The sequence below is a fragment of the Ruegeria sp. BC5 genome (assembly GCF_056539205.1).
The window spans coordinates 24718-46542 of the sequence record NZ_JBQFUN010000007.1; the positions used below are offsets into that span (position 1 = coordinate 24718).

Annotated in this window: 16 protein-coding genes; 12 read left to right on the forward strand and 4 right to left on the reverse strand. The window is 53.9% G+C overall.

Annotation, left to right across the window (positions count from 1 at the left end; translation table 11 throughout):
- Nucleotides 1-195: 195 nt before the first annotated feature.
- Nucleotides 196-3450, reverse strand: coding sequence for an adenylate/guanylate cyclase domain-containing protein (locus ACR0LY_RS15355; protein WP_170350794.1), 3255 nt, complete (start codon nucleotides 3448-3450; stop codon nucleotides 196-198).
- Between the two features lie 248 nt (nucleotides 3451-3698).
- Nucleotides 3699-4532: an IclR family transcriptional regulator gene (locus ACR0LY_RS15360; RefSeq protein ID WP_170350795.1), complete on the reverse strand. Its 834-nt coding sequence runs from the start codon at nucleotides 4530-4532 to the stop codon at nucleotides 3699-3701.
- Nucleotides 4533-4777: 245 nt separating this feature from the next.
- On the opposite strand from ACR0LY_RS15360, the gene ACR0LY_RS15365 reads away from it, so the two are divergent.
- The 9 genes from ACR0LY_RS15365 (at nucleotide 4778) to ACR0LY_RS15405 (ending at nucleotide 14410) form a co-directional block, all read left to right on the forward strand.
- A complete protein-coding gene (locus ACR0LY_RS15365; RefSeq protein ID WP_170350796.1) occupies nucleotides 4778-5872 on the forward strand; it encodes a TRAP transporter substrate-binding protein in 1095 nt (364 codons plus the stop codon).
- 81 nt (nucleotides 5873-5953) lie between these two features.
- Complete coding sequence (locus tag ACR0LY_RS15370; RefSeq protein ID WP_170350797.1) at nucleotides 5954-6562, forward strand: TRAP transporter small permease subunit; 609 nt, start codon at nucleotides 5954-5956, stop codon at nucleotides 6560-6562.
- Entirely contained in the window at nucleotides 6555-7919 is a 1365-nt protein-coding gene (locus ACR0LY_RS15375; protein WP_170350798.1) for a TRAP transporter large permease, read from the forward strand. The genes ACR0LY_RS15370 and ACR0LY_RS15375 overlap by 8 nt, the downstream gene beginning before the upstream one ends.
- The gene (locus ACR0LY_RS15380) at nucleotides 7916-9262 is read left to right on the forward strand and encodes an amidase (protein WP_170350799.1); all 1347 of its coding nucleotides are present in this window, start codon (nucleotides 7916-7918) and stop codon (nucleotides 9260-9262) included. Before ACR0LY_RS15375 ends, ACR0LY_RS15380 begins: the two co-directional genes overlap by 4 nt.
- Nucleotides 9263-9274: 12 nt before the next feature.
- On the forward strand, nucleotides 9275-9469 hold the full coding sequence (locus tag ACR0LY_RS15385; protein WP_170350800.1) for a hypothetical protein: 195 nt from the start codon (nucleotides 9275-9277) through the stop codon (nucleotides 9467-9469).
- A gap of 4 nt (nucleotides 9470-9473) precedes the next feature.
- Entirely contained in the window at nucleotides 9474-10436 is a 963-nt protein-coding gene (locus ACR0LY_RS15390) for a 2-hydroxyacid dehydrogenase (protein WP_170350801.1), read from the forward strand.
- A gap of 240 nt (nucleotides 10437-10676) precedes the next feature.
- Nucleotides 10677-10919 carry a glycine zipper 2TM domain-containing protein gene (locus ACR0LY_RS15395; RefSeq protein WP_170350802.1) on the forward strand — a complete coding sequence of 81 codons (243 nt, stop codon included), beginning with the start codon at nucleotides 10677-10679 and terminating at the stop codon, nucleotides 10917-10919.
- 129 nt (nucleotides 10920-11048) lie between these two features.
- A complete protein-coding gene (locus tag ACR0LY_RS15400) occupies nucleotides 11049-11513 on the forward strand; it encodes a GNAT family N-acetyltransferase (RefSeq protein ID WP_170350803.1) in 465 nt (154 codons plus the stop codon).
- A gap of 362 nt (nucleotides 11514-11875) precedes the next feature.
- Entirely contained in the window at nucleotides 11876-14410 is a 2535-nt protein-coding gene (locus ACR0LY_RS15405) for a cation:proton antiporter (protein WP_170350804.1), read from the forward strand.
- Between the two features lie 215 nt (nucleotides 14411-14625).
- On the opposite strand, the gene ACR0LY_RS15410 is transcribed toward ACR0LY_RS15405, so the two are convergent.
- Nucleotides 14626-17946, reverse strand: a complete 3321-nt coding sequence (locus ACR0LY_RS15410; RefSeq protein WP_170350805.1) for an ATP-binding protein — start codon at nucleotides 17944-17946, stop codon at nucleotides 14626-14628.
- 279 nt (nucleotides 17947-18225) lie between these two features.
- Nucleotides 18226-19137, reverse strand: a complete 912-nt coding sequence (locus tag ACR0LY_RS15415) for a LysR family transcriptional regulator (protein ID WP_170350806.1) — start codon at nucleotides 19135-19137, stop codon at nucleotides 18226-18228.
- A 107-nt stretch (nucleotides 19138-19244) separates the two neighbouring features.
- Here ACR0LY_RS15415 and ACR0LY_RS15420 point away from each other — a divergent pair, with 107 nt between their 5' ends.
- The 3 genes from ACR0LY_RS15420 to ACR0LY_RS15430 are packed head-to-tail and all read left to right on the forward strand — an operon-like array spanning nucleotide 19245 to nucleotide 21802.
- Nucleotides 19245-20021, forward strand: coding sequence for a CmcJ/NvfI family oxidoreductase (locus ACR0LY_RS15420; protein WP_170350807.1), 777 nt, complete (start codon nucleotides 19245-19247; stop codon nucleotides 20019-20021).
- Between the two features lie 14 nt (nucleotides 20022-20035).
- Entirely contained in the window at nucleotides 20036-21001 is a 966-nt protein-coding gene (locus ACR0LY_RS15425; RefSeq protein WP_170350808.1) for a TIGR03571 family LLM class oxidoreductase, read from the forward strand.
- 12 nt (nucleotides 21002-21013) lie between these two features.
- Entirely contained in the window at nucleotides 21014-21802 is a 789-nt protein-coding gene (locus tag ACR0LY_RS15430; RefSeq protein ID WP_170350809.1) for an SDR family NAD(P)-dependent oxidoreductase, read from the forward strand.
- The last annotated feature ends 23 nt before the right edge of the window (nucleotides 21803-21825 follow it).

Consider the following 21825-nt stretch of genomic DNA (forward strand, 5'->3'; position numbering starts at 1 on the left):
CAGGTTCACAATCGTCCTGTGAGCGTAAAAATCTAGCGATCAGTCTTGTCGCACATCGTAAGTCTCGCGCAACAAGCATCAAACAAATGCCTATCATTCAAAAAATTTCATCTGTTTTTTCGCTTTGTCCCAAGAAGCCCCTAACCTTCTGCTCGAGAGGCTTCTTCCAGCTTCACACCGTTGTTCAACATGCGCCTAGGTTCGTTTGTCCCTGGGATGACCAAGTCCATCAAAAAACTTGTTTTCCCGGCTCATAGGATCTTGGGCATCGGTATGCCCCATCCTGGATTTAATTCGGCTCAGCCCGCGTTCGCACTGTGCCGCTAATGGGCGCATTTCCAGCTCAGTTGAAATCTCCAAGGCACGCTCATAGCATTTCATCGCGTCGTATTCCTCACCTGCGCCTGCATTGCTTAAGACTTCGCCCATCACAAACAAACCAAATGCTTCGTGACCGCGTTCACCACGACTGCGCGCTATTTCGAGTGCGCGACCGAGACGTTTGGATGCGTCTTCAATGCGACCGGCTTTGAGATATCCGAAGGCCAGCTGGGTAAAAACCAGGGACTTGAACAAACCAAGCCCGATGTCATCATACAACTGACAAGACTGTTCAAGCCTCGCCAGGCCCGTCTCAACCTCTCCTGCCAGGATTTCAGCAAACCCAAGAAATCCGTTCGTGAAGGGGGATAGATAGGTGAGACCCCAAACGTCGATGATCGAACTCGCGTTGCCAAGAGTCGCACGCGCAGCCGCGATGTCACCACGTACAATCTGATAATAGCCAATATCGTAACCGATATGCGCGCGGTTGAAAGGATTGTCTTGAAGATTCGCAAGCGCGACGGCTTGTTCTGCATGATGTGAAGAACGTTCAAATTCGCCACGCTCGGCGTAAGACCAGACCAACCAGGACCGGGCGATAATCGCAGGTGCAAAAGGCAGCCCACACTTTTCGAGCGCAGCATCGCCAGGCAGATTTGAAACAACACGTTCGAAGTATTTCTCGGCTGTGCGCAGTTCACCAGAGGTTACGAATGTACAGCCAAGGTAAAAATCAGCCGCAACTTCCAGCGACCGATCACCGGAATTCCGAGCAATATCGCGCCCGCGTTCGGCGGCCGCCTTGGAGTCAGCCGAGCGTCCGACTTGCCACAAACTTGCGCCACGATAAACGGAAACCCAACCAAGGCGCACATCGTCTTCCAACGTGAGCGACAACTTCTCAGCTTCGTCAAGTGGATCTAGAATAGCGGCGAACTGCCCCAGTGCCCAAAGAACGTTCCGCAGCGCAAATTTCGTATCTATTGCTGCGGTCGCAGTTTCGGCATCCACTTCAAATTTTTTGCGCGCGTCGAGCGCCCTGCGAAACTGGCCTGCTGCTTCGCGCAGCGCCGAGCGTTCAACCGCGTCTTCGCCTGCTCTGCGAAACTCTCGGAAAGCACGCGGCCAATCCTCGCCAAGAAAGGCGTGATGGGCCACAATTCCTGCGGTCTCGCCATTGTTATCAGAACTTTTTCTTTCAAGCAGATCGGCAAATGCTGAGTGCAACTCGTGGCGTCGGCTCTTTAATAGGGTGGAGTAGGCAGCATCTTGGACGAGAGCATGCTTGAACATGTAGCTTGCCGTTGGCGGAACGCCCATGCGGAGTATCAATCCAGATTCAACAAGCTTTTCAAGCGCTTGCAGGCAGTCCATGTCGACCTCTGCCGACAAGTCCACAATGTCCTTGTGATCGAATTCACGCCCAATGACGGACCCAATCTGAGCAATCGCTTTTGCCGACCCAAGCCGATCCAGGCGTGCTGAAAGCGATGTGTGAAGCGTGGCGGGAACAACATCCCCACTGCTCAACCCCGCCTCTTGAAATGCCTTGGTCAGTTCCTCGATGTAGAGCGGCACGCCATCGGCACGTTTAACAATTTGCGCGGCGGCTTCCTCGCTCACGTCTCCCCCAGAAACGGAGTTTAAAATCCGCAAAGATTGCCGCCGACCGACCCGACTAAGGACAATCTCACGCCAATAGCCGCAGTCGTTCCAATCAGGCTGAAATTCCGGTCGGTACGTTAGCAATAACATGATTGGCGATTCGGCGGCCTCAGAAATCATGTTTTGCAGCAGCTCCAGCGTCGACGGATCGGCCCAATGGATGTCTTCAATAACTATGATGATCGGGTGCTGCGCGCTCATACGCAGCACTTGATCTATCAGGCAGCGAATTATCGCGCGGCGCAATTGCACCGGAGGGAAATCCGGGGCATCGTAGCGCCCTTCAGTTTCTACCCTTAACAGCGACGCGATCAGAGGCACGCTTTCGGTCAACGGGATATCCGTCAGCCCCAGTATGTTCTCTAGTTTTTCAAGTTGCGCCGCTACCGAGTCCTGTTCTGCAATCCCGGCAGCTCTCCGCATTCCGGTGATCAGTGGAAAAAAGGCATCGTTGGTGTGATGAGGAGAGCATTGGTAACGATAGCCGAAACGCCTGTCTCCAGAGATTTCGTGCCGCATTTCTTCTACCAATCGCGATTTGCCGATGCCCGGATCTCCGGTCAATGAAATCACTTGACCCGATCCTGCTTTTGCTTGCTGCCATGCATCACGAATTAAGTGAAGGTCCGAAGCTCGTCCAACCAATGGCGTTGAACCTTGGAACCGGGATGCTTCAAAACGTGTTTCGACAGTTGTTTCCGTGCCGACGCGCCAGGCTTGTACAGGCTCGTCAAACCCTTTCAATTCATGTTGGCCAATGTCTTCCACTTCAAAACGGCGGCCCAAGAGTTGACGGGTTAATGGGCCAACAACAATTTCGTATGGCCGCGCCAGGCGTTGAAGCCGGTCAGCCAAGCCGGGTGTTGCCCCGATGACGGCGGCGTCATCATTCATGACATCGCCAACTATTGTTCCAATAACAACTTCTCCGCTAGCTGCACCTGCACGCGCTTGGAGTTGCCGTCCGTCTTGTGAGTGAATTTCCTGGATTGCTGCAAAGGCATCTTTTGCTGCCTTTACTGCTCGTTCAGCTTCATCTTCATGGGCTTCGGGCCACCCGAAATAGGCCAAAACGCCATCTCCGAGAAACTTGGCGACATAGCCTTGATACCGAAGGACAGCTGATACAACTGCCGACTGGTACTTTGTGACCAGATTCCGCATCTCTTCGGGGTCCAGCTGTCTTGAGAGGACAACGGAATCCACAATATCAACGAACAAAACAGTAAGCAGCCGCCGCTCGGGTGCTGCGTTTTCAATCGTGTCTTTCTTTACGGCTTGTGCCGCTGGCGAAATGGCCGCAAGCAGGCGACGACGGTGCCCAAGGCTGAAGCCAAGGTCTTTCAAGTCCTCGTCATTCAGATGGCGCAGAGTCTCAATGTCGACGTCGTTTTCTTCCAACAACGAAGCATAGCTCTCCAATCCCAGGCGACTCAGCCAGGCACGCAATCGTTGATCCACGTTGCCCCCCTCAGGTTTTTCGGGCTTATTGTATCACATCACAGAGAATTTATCTTTCGTATTGACAGTGTGATGGCCAGAGCCATTGGATGAGGGTCAGATTGTCAATCGTTGTCCCAAGCCGAGAATTAGCGCATTCCACAGCATTTTTTGCGGCACTGCCCCTAAAAAAACCATCCAGTGCTGCGGCTTTTCACCGAAAATTCAAAAATCGCAACAAGTTTCAATAACCTGCGGCGTTTATGCAATCAGCTTCCAATTGGGGAATTTTGGAGCCTTTCTGAAATGGTTTTGGCAGCTTGGACAACCGATGCTGCCAGATCTTCAAGCTTGTTTTCGGGAAATCTTGTAACTGGACCGGAAACCGAAACGCCCGCAACAACTTTGCCCAGCGAGTCGAAGATAGGCGCAGCAATACAACGCATACCCAAAAACCGTTCTTCATCGTCCAAGGCCCATCCACGCTGTCTGGACTTGCGGAGTACTGACTTCAGCTCTTGCAGGTCTGTAATGGAATTGGGCGTCTGGCGGACTAGTGTTTGTGGGGCCAAAAGGGTCTCAACCGCGGCCTCGTCCATAAATGCCATCATAGCTTTTCCCACACCGGATGTGTGAAAGTACGCCGCAGTTCCGTTTTTGAAAGAAGCCCTTATTGGGTTATCGGATTCGACCTGAATGAGAAACAATAGCTGCCCACATTCTTCGATTGCCAGATTTGCTGTCTCACCGGTGTCTTCTGACAGCGTGCGCATCACTGACGGCGCGACTTCGAGCAAATTTGATCCATCTTCAAACGTACTGCCGATCCGGTAGGCCTGCGGTCCAATTCGCCATTTGCCTTGCTCGGCATAATGAACAACCATGCCTCGCTGCTGCAACGTGGTCAAAAGCCTGTGTACCGTCGCAACTGGGATTGCCGTGACTCTGGCCAGTTCCGCAAGTGTCGCGCAGCGCGTATCTGAGAGAGCGATCAGCACGCGAATGCCGCGATCCAGCGCAACAACGGGCGATGTTTCGGCTTTCTCCTCATTCGCTTTTAGGCGCGGGCGTCCTCGGCGAAGCGGGTTTTTTTGTTCATTCATACTCAGGGCAACCAATGCTCAGTTTCTTGCTGAAAGATTCTAGCTCGTTCAGCGGGGTAAAAAAATGAAAAATAAAAATATAAAATAATCAATAGGTTGAATAGATTTGTTGTCCAAATTTCAAGAGTATTCCAAAATATTTTGAAATATTTGGAATCTGTCTTATCGTTACTCCTATCCGCTGGAGAGCGGATTGGTGCCAATGCCGAGGCAAAATCGGTCAAGGCCCAGTTAAGGGAGGAAACATGACAAAATCTTTGAACCGCAGAAATTTTCTGCGTGGCTCTGCTGTTGTGGGCGCCGGTGCGCTTGCAGCTCCAGCTGTCCATGCTCAGGAAGGAACCAACCTTAAGATGCAGGCCGCCTGGGGAGGCGGTATTTTTCTGGAAAACGCGCAGTCTTACGTTAACCGCGTGAACGAAATGTCCGGCGGGAAACTCACGATCGAACTGTTGCCCGTGAATTCCGTCGTAAAAACAAGCCAGATGCAGGATGCTGTTCACCGCGGCGTTCTGGATGCTGCGCACTACGTGCCGGCCTATTGGTACTCTAAGTCGAAGACAGCGTCGCTCTTTGGAACTGGCCCCTGCTTTGGCTGGTCCAGCCAGGAAGTTCTGGGTTGGGTGAACTATGGTGGTGGTCAGGAACTATTCGACGAATTGATGGGCATTCTGGGCCTCAATGTCGTATCATTCTTCAACTCACCCATGCCGGCTCAGCCGCTTGGCTGGTTCAAAGAAGAAATCACAAGCGCAGATCAAATGAATGGTCTGAAGTACCGCACCGTTGGTCTTGCGGCAGATGTTTTGCTTGAGATGGGAATGTCGGTCGTACAGCTGCCGGGAGGTGAAATTCAGCCAGCAATGAAGTCAGGTCTGATCGACGCGGCGGAATTCAACAATCCAACGTCGGACCGTGACTTTGGGATGCAGGATGTGTCCAAGCATTATCACCTTGCGTCGTTCCACCAGAGTCAGGAATTCTTCGAGGTCACGTTCAACAAGGACAAATACAACGCCCTTGCGCCTGAGCTTCAAGCCATTTTGAAGTATGCGTCAGAAGCCGAAAACTCCAACTTCTACTGGAACAACACCAAGCGCTATTCCGAGGATCTGGTCACACTGGCAGAGGAGCAGGGCGTTAACGTATATCGCACCCCCGACAGTGTGATGCAGGCACAGCTGAATGCTTGGGATGTGGTCGTTGAACGGATTGCCAACGAGGATCCGTTCTTCGCAAAGGTAATTGAAAGCCAGAAGGCCTATGCGAAGACCGTGATGAATTATCTCAACCTGAACCAACCGGACTACAAGCTTGCATACAAGCACTACTTCGGTTGAGGCCTGAATACCTTTGAAATGAGGAGGTCGCGTTGTGGCGCGGCTTCCTGAACTCCGGGCAGAACAGGCGAGGAACTGACCTTGATCAAGACAATCCACGCCATTGAAGGGCTAAGCCAATGGGTCGGCAAAGCCTTTGGATGGTGCATCCTAATTCTGACACTTTCCGTGTCTTACGAAGTGTTCGTCCGGTATGTGCTGAACAAGCCAACCGTCTGGGCGTTCGACATGATGGTCCAGATGTATGGCGCGTTGTTTCTGATGGCAGGGGCCTATGCGCTGGCGCAAGACGCGCACGTCCGCGGCGATGTTCTGTACCGGCTGTTCTCTGTCCGCTGGCAGGCTCGGGTCGATTTTGTTCTATACATTCTGTTCTTCTTTCCCGGCATGTTCGCTTTGTTCTGGTACGGGTGGGAGATCGCGAAAGACAGTTGGCGCTATGAAGAGGTCAGCTGGAACAGCCCTGCGCGCATCCAGATTTACTTTTTCAAAACCCTGATCCCGGTCGCTGGTTTCCTTCTTATGCTTCAAGGCCTTGCCGAAATGGCCCGGTGCTGGCTGGCGATGCGAAATGGCGTCTGGCTCGAGCGGCTCGATGACGTGCGCGAAACCGAAGACATGTTGATGGAAAATACCATCGACAAAATTCGAACAACTGGCACTCAAGAAGGAGGTCGTAGCGATGACTGATCCACAAGTCGCCATCCTGATGCTCAGCCTCTTCATTGTTTTGGTGCTGCTGGGTTTTCCCATTGCGTTCACGTTGCTCGCCATGGGTGTCGGTTTTGGGTACTACGCCTACTACCAGTCCGCGCCCGAGACCATTGCGGACATCTTCAACAACAACATCTTCTACCTTCTGAACCAAAACACCTATTCGGTGATGGAGAATGATACGCTAGTTGCCATCCCATTATTCCTATTTATGGGATACGTGGTCGAGAGGGCGAACATTGTCGATCGCCTGTTTTTCTCGCTCTACATGGCGGCGCGAAATCTGCCAGGCTCGTTGGCCATTGCGGCGCTGCTGACCTGCGCAGTTTTTTCGACCGCGTCTGGGATTGTTGGTGCAGTTGTTACTCTGATGGGTCTGCTTGCATATCCTGCGATGGCGAATGCCGGGTATCAGCGCAGCTTCGCCTCTGGCGTTATCTGTGCGGGTGGAACTTTGGGAATTCTGATCCCACCGTCGATTATGCTGATCGTCTATGCCGCCATTGCAGAGCTATCACCATTGCGCTTGTATGCTGCGGCTGTTTTCCCGGGTCTTTTGTTGGCGGGGTTATACATCGTCTATGTAATGGTGCGCGTCTGGATAAACCCGTCGCTGGCACCAAAACCACAAGAGGAAGACATTCCTCCGAAACGGCAGATTTATATGGATTTGCTGGTTTCGTTTGTGCCTTTGACCGTTTTGATCATGCTAGTGCTTGGCTCCATTCTTGGTGGTCTGGCGACCCCGGCTGAAGCGGCGGCAATGGGCGCATTGGGCGGTTTGGTTCTGGCGATGCTGTATCGATCGCTCACTTGGGACAAAGTCAAACAGAGTGTCTTTCTCACAGCTAAGGCAACGGCCATGGTGTGCTGGTTGTTTGTCGGCTCTTGGACCTTCGCTTCGATCTTTTCCTATCTTGGTGGACACGATGTGATCGAGCATTGGGTCGTCGGTATGAACCTTCAACCCTGGCAGTTCTTGGTCCTTGCTCAGTTGATTATCTTCCTGCTCGGATGGCCGCTTGAATGGTCCGAGATCTTGATCATCTTTGTGCCGATCTTTCTGCCGATGCTGGATACGTTTGGGGTCAATCCGTATTTCTTCGCGATGCTGGTGGCACTGAATTTACAGACCTCATTCCTGACGCCTCCCATGGCCATGTCAGCCTATTATCTGAAAGGGGTTCTGAAGAACCAGATCCAGTTGATGGAGATCTTCAAAGGTCTGATGCCCTATCTGGCTATCGTGATCCTGTGCATGGTGCTGATGTATCAGTTCCCGGGGATCGCCCTGTGGCTTCCTGATTATCTGTTTGGGGTTTGGGTGCCATGACCAAACATGATCTGTCACTGTTCTCGGCGGTTCAATCCGCCGAAGCTATCCGAACCGGACGCATTTCATCCGAAGCATTGGTTGAGGCCTGCTTGGCGCGAATTGAGGAAACGGATGACAAGGTTCGCGCATGGGCATACCTGGACGCCGGCGTGGCACTCGATCAGGCGCGTGAGCTGGATCGTATTCGCAAGGCAGGGCGGGCGATAGGGGCGCTACATGGTGTACCCGTCGGACTGAAAGACATTGTCGATACAAAAGACATGCCCACGCAACGCGGATCGGCAATTTTTTCAGGCCGCCAACCTGAGACGGACGCTCGGCTGGTTGAGCATCTTCGTGAAGCCGGAGCGGTGATCATGGGCAAGACCAAGACCACTGAATTTGCCTTCATGAATCCGGCCGACACCACCAACCCTTTGGATCACAGCCGAACTCCGGGCGGGTCCTCCAGCGGATCTGCCGCTGCAGTTACGGCCAGGCACGTTCCATTGGCGATTGGAACCCAGACCGGTGGTTCGGTGATCCGCCCCGCCTCGTATTGTGGCGTATACGGTTTCAAACCCTCCCGCGGAACAATCTCGCGTAGCGGTGTCTTTCGCACATCTGTGTCGCTGGATCATGTCGGCGGATTTGCAAATTCTCTGGAAGACATAGCTTTGTTGACAGACGTCCTGTCTAGCTATGACCAAGCCGATCCCGCCAGCTTTGCCAGACCGCGGGCTAACATGCTGAAAGGCGTGCGGGCAGAGGTGCCTGTCGAACCGAACATCGCCTGGCTGGATTTTCCCTTCAATGATCGTTTGGATGTGGATACCGTCGAAGGCCTTAATGCCGTTATCGAAGGCTTGGGCGGTCGGGTCGAGCGATTTTCGGCATCCCGTCAATTAGCTGACCTCATTAATGTTCACAAAACGATCTACGATTACGAAATTCGCGAGAACATGGTTGAGATTTCCGAAGCTCATTGGCCGGAACTCAGCCTTGAGATGCAGTCTGCAATAACCCGAGGAACAGAAATAAGCTTGGCGCAGTATGAAGATGCCTTGGCTGTCATGATCTCTGCTCAAAGCTTTTTCGCAGAATACTTCACCGAATTCGATGCAATCCTTGCCCCTGCTGCTACAGGAGAGGCCGTGCCACTGACAGCAGGGCATACTGGCGATTCAGTCTTTTGCCTGACTTGGACGCTGGCGGGGTTACCGTGCCTCACCTTGCCTTTGCTGGTTGGACAGAATGACCTGCCAATCGGCGTGCAATTGATTGGCGCAGTCGAGGAAGATGACCGGCTTCTGCGCACTGCATCATGGGTACAACGCACCCTCGCCGAACAAGAACAGTAAGGAAATTAAACGATGTCGCGACTTACAAACATTCTTATGGGCATTATCGGCACCGGTCTGATGATGGTTTTTGTTCTTGGCCTTGCACACAGCATTTCAACTGGTTTTGCCGGGTTTTGGGGAGGTTTGCCTTTCCTGTGTATTGCGGTCTTTGTGATTGCCTTGGCGCTTTATAATTTCTGGGAAGACGCCGTCAAAAAGGACTGAACGCATGAGTGACAGACCAGTCCTATGGCTGCCGCGCCGCGTGTCCGACGCAACCATTGCCCGTGCGCGAAAGGATTATGACGTGATCCTGAACGAAGCCGATACTCCGGGCACGTCAGAAGAGATCATTGAGATGAGTTCCAAGGTAGACGCAATAATGCCCTGCCATTCGGAACACTTCTCAGCAGAGGTCGTGTCAAAGCTTGACCCGCGTTTAAAAATTGTCGCGAACCATTCTGTTGGTGTGGACCATTGCGACTTGCCGGCCTTGGCAGCAAGGGGGATCGTGGTGACAAATACACCAGATGTCCTTTCTGACGCTACGGCGGAACTTGCAATGTTGCTCATGCTTGGTGCGGCGCGACACGCTGTCCGAGGCGATCGCCTTATGCGTACAGGTACTTGGGACAGTTGGAGCCCATCTTTCATGGTCGGCAAGCAACTCACGGGTGCGCGCTTGGGCATCGTCGGGATGGGGCGCGTGGGTCGGGCATTTGCAACAAAAGCACGCGGGTTTGATATGGAAGTTCACTATTTCAACCGCACCCGCCTGTCACCGGATAAGGAACAGGGGGCAATTTATCACGAAAGCGTCGATACTCTTTTGCCAGTGGCCGACTTTTTATCGCTTCACTGTCCTGCGACGCCCGAAACTCTGGACCTTATGAATGCCGAACGGTTGGCTGCGCTGCCTGACGATGCAATACTCGTCAACTCAGCTCGTGGCGCTCTTGTTGATGAAGACGCGCTGCTGCAAGCCATTGAAAGTGGAAAGCTGGCTGCCGCAGGGCTTGATTGCTTTAAGACAGAACCGGGCGGAAATCCAAAGTTCGCAGCGCACGAAAACATCTTCATGTTGCCGCATATAGGTAGCGCCACGACTAAAACCCGGGACGCCATGGGCTTTCGCGCTTTGGACAATTTAGACGCTTTCTTTGCCGGAAAAACACCGCGCGACCTTTTGTAGATAAGAAACGGTAATGGCAAAAATTGCTTTTCTCGGCCTGGGTGTGATGGGCGAGCCAATGGTGGGTTAAGCTGCGGTTCACCCCGGTATTGCGCGGCGATATTTCTCAATTGGCGAAACACCGCGCCACTAGGCGGGTTTTCGCGCCTGGATCAGCCACGGGTTGGAGAGGGGTTGAGCAGACCCTACATGTCCAGAAACAAGCATCTAAGACATACGCGTGAACGTAAGGAAACCGACATGAAGAAGACAGCAGTAGTATGCCTGCTTGGTGGCACGTTGCTCTTGGCAGCATGTGGAGCCCCGACAACACCAACTCAGGCTCAAGCACAAAACGACGCCCGATGTGCCGCTGGGATTTTGGGGGGTGCAGCCTTGGGTGGCGTCTTAGGCAATCAGGTTGGTTCGGGCACAGGCCAGACCCTTGCAACGGCGGCTGGTGCCGGACTTGGAATGTATGCAGGCCAGTCGGCTTGTAACTGACGAAAAGGCACAGAAAGTGGGGTGCTGGTCTTACCTTTGCCTTATCGTGCGCTGAAACACTGCGTCGGAGTGTCGAAAAAAAGTCGCTCCGGATTGCTGCCCGCATCGTGCCTTAAGGTAAACTAGAAAATGACAAATCCAATAATCAAGCCAACGTCTTCTGATGACATTCCGGATCTCAAAGCCGTGCTGGACAATACAGGACTTTTCCCAAGCGAGATGCTTCCGGATATGCTGGCACCTACATTGTCAGGGGAAACAGAAGCTCTCTGGCTTACGTGCCACTCAGACGACGAAGCCGTCGGCTTGTGCTACATCGTTCCGGAAGACCTTGCTGACGGAACCTGGAATATGCTCGCGCTCGCGGTGCGCCCAGACTTGCAAGGCAAACGTCTGGGCGCGGCCTTGGTCAAGGCCGCGGAACAGTATTTGAAAGACAAAGGGCAACGTATCTTAATCGTAGACACATCTGGCACTGACAACTTTGCACTCGCGCGCAAGTTCTATGCTCAGAATGGCTATGAGGAAGAAGCGCGCATCCGCGATTTCTGGGCGGAGGGCGATGACAAGATTATCTTCCGAAAGGCCCTGTGACGCAATAGGCCCTCTGCCGCTGATATGGCAGAGGGTACCACAAGAAAGCTAGCAGCTTACGCGCCGTGCAACTTCTTCATGGTCACAGCTTGATGGATAGCACTGCTCCGAATGTGGCCAGTGATCTTAAAGTTGTTTGGCGCCCATTAAAGTCATCGGAACCTAACGCCTGGGGGCGGCCTAATCGGTTGGCTTATTCAATCCGTCAAATCGTGGGTCTGGTGCCGTAGTTTGCCCAGTCACTGCTGGCATCGGCTGCAACTGCACAGCCTGGCGAGTGTATTTTAACACTTTGATCCGATGTGGTCGAAACGCTTGAAGGGTGGATTCCATTAGGTCGAGTTCTCAGGTAATACGTATGGATGGATATCGTCGTCATTACGACCATCATCACTTCTCTTTTTGTTGTAATCGGGGTGGCGGAACCACTGGCCGCGCGATTGCGCTTGCCCTACAGCGTTATCCTCGCTGTTCTTGGGATAGTGATTGGGCTTGGCGCGGCATTTTTTCTTAACACCGACCTGACGGATGCGCTGAACCCGGGCGCGCAAGCGATTATTGACCTGCCGATCCGGTCTAACGTCTTCCTCTATGTTTTCCTGCCAACATTGCTCTTTCAGGCGACGCTTGGCATGAACCTGCGCAGGATGCTGGACGATTGGATGCCCATCCTGATGATGGCGGTTGTCGCGGTGATCGTGGCGACACTTTCCATTGGCTATGCGCTGAGTTGGGTAAGTACGCTGCCACTGGCCGCCTGTCTGTTGATCGGCGCAATTGTGTCGACAACTGACCCTTCGGCGGTTGTCAGCATTTTTCGATCAATCTCCGCGCCGCGCAGGCTGTCGCGAATTATTGAAGGCGAAAGCCTCCTTAACGATGCCGCTGCCATTGCTCTTTTCGGACTATTCATGAGCTTTGTCATGCTCGGAAGGCCCGACCCATTGCTAAGTGAAGCTGTGGGGCAATTTCCGCTGCTAATCGCAGGAGGTGCTTTCACCGGTTGGCTCATGGCGCGCATGGCTGTTTGGGTGATGGCGTTCGTCGACCGCTGGGATATGGCACAAATTTCTATTTCCGTTGCACTGCCTTATCTCGCGTATATCGTTGCGGAACAAAGCATTGGGGCTTCTGGTGTTATCGCCGTGGTGGCCGCAGGTCTTACGCTTAACCTCACGGGTCCCGGTCGATTGTCACCGGCCGGTTGGACGAATCTTCAAGAAGTATGGGACCTGCTGGCACATTGGGCGGGCGCGCTGATCTTTATTCTTGCGGCATTGCTGATTCCGAGACTGTTGGAAGGGGTGCAGCCGTCTGACTTCGGCCTGTTGGCCGTGGTGGTTCTTGCTGCAGCATTTGCACGGGCGGCGGTTCTGTTCGGCTTGTTGCCATTGCTCACGACAATCGGTCTGTCGCCAGCTGTTGAACGCCCCTATCGCACCGCGATGCTGTGGGGTGGATTGCGGGGTGCCGTGACACTGGCGCTGGCGCTGGCAGTCACCGAAAGCACGCATATCCCGCTTGAGACCAAGCGACTGGTCGGCATCCTGGCCACTGGCTTTACGCTGTTTACACTGATTGTGCAGGGAACAACCTTGCGCGCAGTGATCACAAAACTGGGGCTCGATAGGCTCTCTCCGCTTGATACGGCACTGTCACGCCAAGTGGTCGCCGTCGCCTTGCAATCGGTGCGCGAGGACGTGTCCCGCATTGCAGAAAACTACGACTTGACCCACGATATCGTCAGAAACGAAGCCAAACAGTTCAGTGAACGCCTCGACGAGGCCGTAAACGCTGCTGAAGACAGCGCGCAGATCCTTGATCGTGATCGGATCACACTTGGCCTTATTGCGCTGGCTGGGGCAGAGCGGGATTCCGTGTTGGCCCGGATGCGAGAGCGCACCATGTCATCTGTGCTGAGTGAGAAGATTCTGTCCGACGCGGATCGCCTCATTGAAGGCGCACGGACCGGAGGGCGGCTCGGCTATCAGCGCGCGTCAAACCGGTCCGTCGTTTACGGCAGGTCTTTCCGGATCGCCGTTTTTTTGCACAACCGGCTTCGAATCTCGTTTCCACTCACGCGTATTACAACGGATCGGTTTGAAAGACTGCTCATGCAGCGCCTGATCCTGCGGGACCTTGATGGGTTCGTCCGTGGGCGCATACGTCGAATCCACGGCCGCCGGGTTGCGGAATTGCTTGACGACCTGTTGGCGCGTCGATCCGAGGCGGTTGAGGCAGCGCTTGACGGACTGCGGCTCCAATATCCAGGCTACGCCGAAAAGCTGGAGCGGCGGTTCATCCGGCGAACGGCGCTGCGGTTGGAAGAGCGTGAATACGCGGTCATGCGCGAGGACGGCCTTGTGGGTGAAGAGCTCTATTCGGTGTTGATGCAGGAAGTGGCGGCGCGACGTGCTTTGTCTGAAGGGCGTCCGGTACTGGACATTGCACTTAAAGGACGGGATCTGGTCCGGCAGTTTCCACTATTTTCTGATCTCGACAAAGCGTCACTGAGGAAACTCAGCAGAGCATTGCGAACCCGATATGCCAACGCGGGTGACACGATCATATCCAAAGACGAATTCGCGGGGAGTGTATTCTTTATCGCTTCTGGGGCAGTCGAAGTGGAACTCGGCAGACATACTACGCGGTTAGGTCGTGGTGAAATGTTTGGGCAATTGGCCATGCTGTTGAAAAGGCCCCGTCGCGTAAACGTGCGGGCATTGGCCCCCTCGACACTGCTCATGCTCGACGAAACGCGTTTCCGGCGATTGCTCCGGCGCAGTGAGGCAATGCGGAATTCTGTCAAGATGAGCGCAAACAAACGCATGATCGACCCCGCAGTGTTGGATCTGGATGAGCCCGTAGGATCTTCTGAACAAGAGCACAATTCCTGATAGTCCATCAATGAAAAGAGATTGCGACCCATTCTAGCCGCTTGTAGCAAGTTATTTTTTGCTGGGTTGCGGACGGTAAAACTAGCTATTCGCCGCGTGCGTAAAAAAAGGCTGCACGGACACAAACTGCGCGACTGCCGTTAAAAAATCTGCACAAATACCTAACGAAAACAAAAAAGCTTCAGATTCGGCCGTTTCATGCGGATATCTGAGATTCAACTGACAGATTTTTCAGCAATTAGCGTCAATGCATCACTCACATCGGTCGTATGCTCACCTCCTGTGATCCTCTTTAATACGGCACTTAGATCAAAGGCGGCACTTTGCGCTTGTTCAAAACGATTGCATTGCTTGATGTAATCTACAGAGACGCGAAGCTCGAGCATTCCTGCCTTCTGCCGCCCCGCAGATTTCAAAGCCTCACGAAACTCTTGTTCGGCCACTTCATTCTCGCACTGCGCAAGCGCATAGACCCGATCCGTCTCAGATTGGGCCCATCCCTCATTGGTTTGAGTTTGGTATTCACGTGCCTGGGCCAAAAAGCTCAAGGCACCTTCCCGATCACCGGTTTTGAGTGTGAGTTCTGCAATCAGAGTAAGAAAGAATGGCTTATAGTTTCCCGCCCCGCTTGCCCACCAAGCTTCTGAAGCTTTTAGTAACGCAAGGATCGTTTCCTGGTTTGGCGAAAGATACGCATTCACCCAGCTTCGCCAGAGGGTCGCAGTCAAGGACATGAACGTGAATGAGTGTTTGACTGAAAGCGCCTCAAGCTTTTCAACAGCCCCGAGTACGTTATCAGGTTCACGTCTCAGGAGGTAAAGCATGCACAGATAGGTCAGCGACTGCGCAATGCTGTGGGCATGCTCAAGTTCTTCTGCGCCCGCCACCGCTTGCGTCTGAACTTCAAGAGCGTTGTCTGGATCCCCGCGCATCCATATGGCCAAACTTAAAAAGCACGAAGTGATGGCCGCATGGTCCGACCCGTAAATGTACGCAAGGTGGCCATCACGTTTCCGGCTGTAGAGTTCTAACGCCTTGTTCAAATGCTCGTATGCTGAACCCAATTCCCCGATATGAAACAACACGGCGCCCATGGCGCGATGTGCCACCATTTGGTGCTGCGTCTCGCGTGTTGTAGTCGCCAATTCCAGCAATTGCGTGGCAACGTTTTTGGCCAAATCATACTCGGCGCGCACCAAATGAAAGGAATACAAACCGTTCAGAACCGGGAACAGATGATCGGTTTCTTCAACGCGTTCGCACAGGTCGCGGATCCTTGCGTAGACCGAGCCGGTCTCATCCGCTGCAATCCCCGCGGTTGATCGTAGAACGCCTGCTTTCAGAACCTGAATCTCAATTTCTTTGCGGTCTCGCTCAGTGCTTTGTTCCTGTTCACTCAACTGTTCGATCGCCAGGGAAAGCTGCGTGTTCGCCTCTGTATTCGCGGATCGTTGGACAGCACGCTGACCGGCAAGATACCGGTAATTGACGGCCTCCTTACGCATGCCAGCCATAGTGTAATGATGGGCCAGCACTTCTGGGCTGGCATCACCCGTGTGCGTCGAAGTGTCATCAAGTTGTTGCGCTACGCGAGAGTGCAGAACGCGACGTTCCCGCTTTAATAGGCTGTTGTAGGCAGTGTCACGAATGAGGGCATGACAGTAGCTGAAGGTTTCAAAATCTTCAGAGCGAGAAACGGTAACGATGCCTGCCTCTAGCAATAGTTCCAGATTCGCACGCAGCGCTTCATCGCCAATACCGGCCACTTTAGAGATCAAAGGATAGCTGAATTGCGGCCCGATTACGGCCCCTATCTGGGCCACCTCCTTGGCAGAACTCAAACGATCAAGGCGCGCCATAAGTGCATCATGTAACGTGCTGGGCACCGAGTTGGCCGGAGAGGCCCCACCCATCGTGTAAGTGTCTCGGCCTTTGGTTAGAATACCAGATTCAAGGAGATCTTTGGTCACTTCCTCTATGTATAGCGGCACTCCGTCAGATCTCGCCGCGACCGCGTCGTACATCTCGTCCGAGATCACCTCACCTTTGGCGACTTCGTCCACAATGCTCTTCACCTCTTGAAAATCCAACTGCTTCAAAACAACTTTCGTGAGGTTCGATTGCAGCGTCCAGCCCGGGTCGTACTCGGGCCTGAATGTCATGACGACCAGAACCGGAAGGTCGCGAATTCGGTCCACTATTCGGTCCAAAAGCAGCTTGGTCGTTGGATCAATCCAATGCGCATCTTCAAACAAGAATAGAACCGGCCGCTCCCTTGCTTCAGACGTGAGATTGCCTAGCAGCAGGTCTAATGACTGATCCATGAGCTGCTGAGGCGTCAGGTTCAGGGGGCCCAATTGATCCTCGAATGGGATGGACAGAAGGGACGCGGCCAGCTTCAATGCATCGTTGGAATGATCGTCCAGAACAGCGCGGACTTTTTCAAGCTTTGCCTCGTTCGAGTCTTCGGAACGGAGCTTGGCGACATTCTCAAGTTGTCGAATGACAGGATAGAACGCAGTCGCAAAATGGTAGGGAGAACACTGATATCGCATCTGGATGCCCGGCAGATCCGAAGAATTTTGCCTGAATTCTTCCACCAGCCGCGACTTGCCAATTCCAGGCTCGCCCGACACCAACACAACCTGTCCCTGACCACCGCTGGCAAGCGTCCATTTGTCATTGAGGGTCTCTAATTCTGCGGAGCGACCCACCAACGGCTTAAGCAACACATCATCTATTGCCAAAAAACGGCTGACGGTTTGCCGCTCACCCGTCACCTGCCAAGCTTCGACCTCTTTAGCAAAACCCTTGAGCTTGAACGCGCCTCGCAGAACGTATTCGAAGGTATCACCGGCCAACTGATGCGTGCTGGGGGCGACGATCATCGTACCTGGATCCGCCATTGCCTGAAGGCGCGCGGCCAGGTTCGGCGTCTCACCCATCGCCGTCCCGTCCTCAAACATGTTTTCGCCACGCAGATCACCGACGACAACTAATCCGGTCGCAACCCCGATACGGACGTTAAGTTTCGCGTGGGTGCGAATTTTCGGCATTTCATTCATAATGCGCAGGCCCGCCCGAATTGCCCGCTCTGGATCATCTTCATGCGCGTGGGGAAATCCAAAAAAGACCATAATCCCATCGCCGTAATAGCTGGCAATATGGCCATCAAACGCAGCAACCGACGCAGCACATGTTTCTTTGAAAAGTCGAAGAACATCGGCCAGATCTTCCGGATCGACGCGTTGTGAAATTTCCGTTGATCCGACCAAATCGATGAACATGACGGTAAGCTGTCGCCGTTCCGCGATGATCTCGGGGCCAGTACCGGTGTTGTGTGGGTCTAGGCCTGGCTCTGCATCGAAGCGAACAGCCTTCATGAAACGCCGCCTTGGTCCGAGGGGGAGGCCGATTGTCACAAGGTCATCGTCTGTTAGCTCAGAAAGATCACCATGTTCGATTTCGTGTTCTGCAAAGGCAGCAGCATACTTGGACAAGCCATGTTTTATTAGCCAAGACGCTATATCGGACATCTACATTTTTGCTTGCCGTTTCAGCAGAACTATCGCCTGCGCCCTACCAGCATGCTTCCCCTTGTTGGTTTGACCCGTCGTGCAAACGGTGTTTTCTGATCATGTTCTACTCAATGAAGAACTCTGATTCAAAGTAGGTCAAGGATTTCATTGGCGTATTGGACGTTAAGCCGTGTACGGCAACGATCGACTTAGATTGGCGGCCTTGGCAAAATCAACATCGCTTGATGCCATAGAACCCGATCTGTGCCCACACGACAGCGACAGATCTTTTCCGGTTCATGTTTCCCATGGTGGGGCTGCGCCAATCTCTGCGATCAGAAAGTCCATGAACACCCGCACTTTGGGGGATAGCACGTTGGACTTGGGATAGATCAACCACAAGACATTGTCCTCTGCGGCTTCAAAGTTCGGCAAAACCTGTGTCAGCCGGCCTGACTTCAGTTGCTCATGCACACTCCATAAAGCGTTCAAGGAAATACCGGCCCCTGCCAGCGTGGCGCAGACCTGGCTTTGGCCGTCGTCGATAATCAATTGACCTTTGGCAGATGCGGGGTCGAATACAGCACGTTCGCCTGCCGGGCCTGTCAGCGGGCGCGGTTGACGGTTTTGGAAGGCGATCAGATGGTGGTTTGCCAGTTCGGCGGGCGTATTGGGGGTTCCGTGCGTTTCAAGATAGTGCGGCGCGGCGCACAGGATGCGCCGGTCATCGGCCAATTTGCGGCCTTTCAAGCTGGTGTCCACAAGCGGCGCGTTCCTAAGTGCAAGGTCAAAGCTGCCTTCGATCAGGTCGAACTGAACATCAGAAAGGCGCAAGTCCAATGTGAGGTCAGGGTGCTGTTGAAGAAACGTCGGTAGGATCGGCGCGATGTAGAGTTGGGCAAAGCTGCTTGGCGCAGCAAAGCGCAATGTGCCCCGGATCGTTGTCGTCTGCTTGCCCAGGGCTGCAAGCGCGGCATCTTCCTGCGCGATGATCTCGCGGGCGAAAGGCAGGAAATCGGCCCCTTCGACAGACAGCGACACTTTGCGGGTCGTTCGGTGCAATAGTTCAGAGCGCAGGCTCTGTTCCAACTTGGCAAGCTTTGCGCTGGAGACAGCTGGGGCCATGCCCAACGTGCGCCCCGCAGCACTGATGTTGAGCATTTCTGCCGCCCTTACAAACAGTCGGAGCGCATCTGTATCAAGGCTCATTATATCCAAAATCCGAATTATAAATCCTGATATTGGCGGTTTATCTGCAATTTGATCGACATTAAATCCCTTTCGTAGACGCAAAAGGGCCTAGGCAGGAGGCGCAGATGACACGGACAGCCACAGTCAACTACCATGTTCACAAGCCCTATCGGCAAGCTTTTGAACTTGATTCAGGTGGGGTTGCGGGCAACCTGATTTCCCCAGAACTGGCTCCAACGACTGTTGCGCTGGCGGATACCCGCACGAAGGCAACGTCAGTCACATTTGCATCTGATGCCGCAGAATTCACATTGCTGAAATCGCAGGTCCGGGATTTTACCGGGGACTCCTGGAAACAGACATATGATGCGGAACTGACCGGGATGCTTCTGGACAGGCTGAGTGCGCAAGAGGTTGTGATTTTTGATCACACCGTTCGGGTCGACGATCCCGGTGCCACGCGCAAGCCCGCGCGCAACGTCCACAGTGACTACAGCAAGGACGGGGCTGAGCAGCGCCTTGTCGATCTGCTGGGGGCCGAGACCGCAGCTGAATGGGCGCAAGGTCACTTTGCCTTTGTCAATGTGTGGCGTCCTGTGGAACATCCGATCAATTCCGCCCCGCTTGGCTTTGTTCGCCCGTCTTCAGTTGACCCGTCTGACTGGATTCTGCTGGACCTGATCTATCCCGACCGCAAAGGGCAAATCATGGGGTTGGTGGGAAACCCTGACCATGAATGGGTCTATCTTTCCAAGATGACGCCGGACGAGGTTGCGTTTTTCAACATCTACGACAGTCAAGGGCTACCGTCGGTGGCACATAGCGCGCTTGATATGATCGAGGATCCAAACGTCACCACCATTCGCAAGAGCATCGAGAGCCGCACTTTGGTGCGGTACTAATTGGGAGGCCAGATATGTTGAATAGAATCCAGCCCACCGAGTTTGCCCAGATCAATGTGGCTTACAACCGGGTGTTTCGTCCGGGCCGGCTGAGTGTCGGCCTTGTGTTGCCGCTTGAATCCTATGCGGTCGGCGCAAAGCCGACGATGCAGGGCCACTTAGAGGCCGCGCGGAGGGCAGAGGACCTTGGATTTGCAGCACTTTGGCTGCGCGACGTGCCATTCAATGTTCCAAGTTTTGGTGATGCCGGACAGGTTTTCGATCCATTTGTTTATTTGGGTGCGCTGATAACGGTGACAGACCGGATTGCGCTAGGAACGTCGAGTGTGATCCTGCCACTGCGTCACCCAGCCCATGTAGCCAAGGCGGCGGCGACCGCGGACGTGCTATCGGGTGGTCGGTTGCTCTTGGGTGTTGCTTCTGGTGACCGGCCCGAGGAGTACCCGGCGATGAGCAAGGGCTTTGACGATCGGGGGACACGTTTCCGCGATAGTGTTGAGTACATCCGCGCGGTCGGATTAGGCTATCCCACGCATGAAAGCGGGCAGGGTACACTGTCTGGCGACATTGATCTGTTGCCAAAGCCGCATGGCACGCGTTTGCCGTTGCTTATCACTGGTGGCAGCCAGCAAACCTCCGATTGGGTGGCACAGAACGGGGACGGTTGGATGACCTATCCACGCAACGCCGCAGCCCAAGGGCGGGTCATCGCGGAATACCGAACACGCACGAAGGCGGCAGGGCAACCGGACAAGCCGGTTATGCAATCGCTTTATGTCGATGTCGTTGCCGATCCCGCTGCACCTCCGCGCCCGATCCACCTTGGGTTTCAGTCCGGAACTGATTTCCTGTGCAACTATCTGCGCGAGATTGAAACCCTTGGCGTGAATCACGTCGCGCTGAACCTCAGGTTCAATCAAGTACCCATCGACACAACACTTGAACGTCTGGCGGACGTTGTGCTGCGAGGCTTTTCCTAAAGGATAAAACTGATGACCAAGACTGTTCTTATCACCGGTTCAACTGACGGCATTGGCTTGCTGACAGCAAAGAAACTGGCCGCTGACGGGCACCAAGTGCTTTTGCACGGGCGCAGCGCACCCAAATTGGAGAGCGCCGCCGCCGAAGTCGGTGGCAATGTCGAAACCTATACCGCTGATCTAAGCGATCTGTCCGCGGTTCGAAAACTGGCCGAAACCATACGTGCCAAACATGACCAACTGGATGTGTTGATCAATAACGCGGGTGTGTTGAAAGCCCCGCAAACGGTGCTTGAGAATGGACAGGACATCCGCTTTGTCGTGAACACGCTTGCACCCTATCTGCTGACCGAATTGTTGTTGCCGATCATTCCCTCCGACGGGCGCGTTGTGAACTTGTCATCGGCGGCGCAGGCCCCGGTAAACGTCAAGGCCATGCAGGGCAATGTGCCGCTGACAGATATGGAGGCCTATGCCCAAAGCAAGCTGGCTATCACGATCTGGAGCAGGGAATGGGCCAAATTACAACCCGATGGGCCGGTGATGGTGGCAGTGAATCCCGGATCGCTTTTGGCCTCGAAGATGGTGAAAGAGGGCTTTGGCGTTTCTGGGAACGATATGAGCATTGGCGCTGATATACTGATGGATGCGGCCCTGGGCGGGCGGTTTGCTGACGCGTCAGGTGCCTATTTTGACAATGACAGTGGGGCCTTCGCTGATCCACATGCCGCAGCGCTCGACAAAGATCACGCGGCCGACGTCATGAACACAATCAAGGGCTTGATTAGCCAGACAGGCTGATCCGGGCGGCGCGGCCGCCCCAA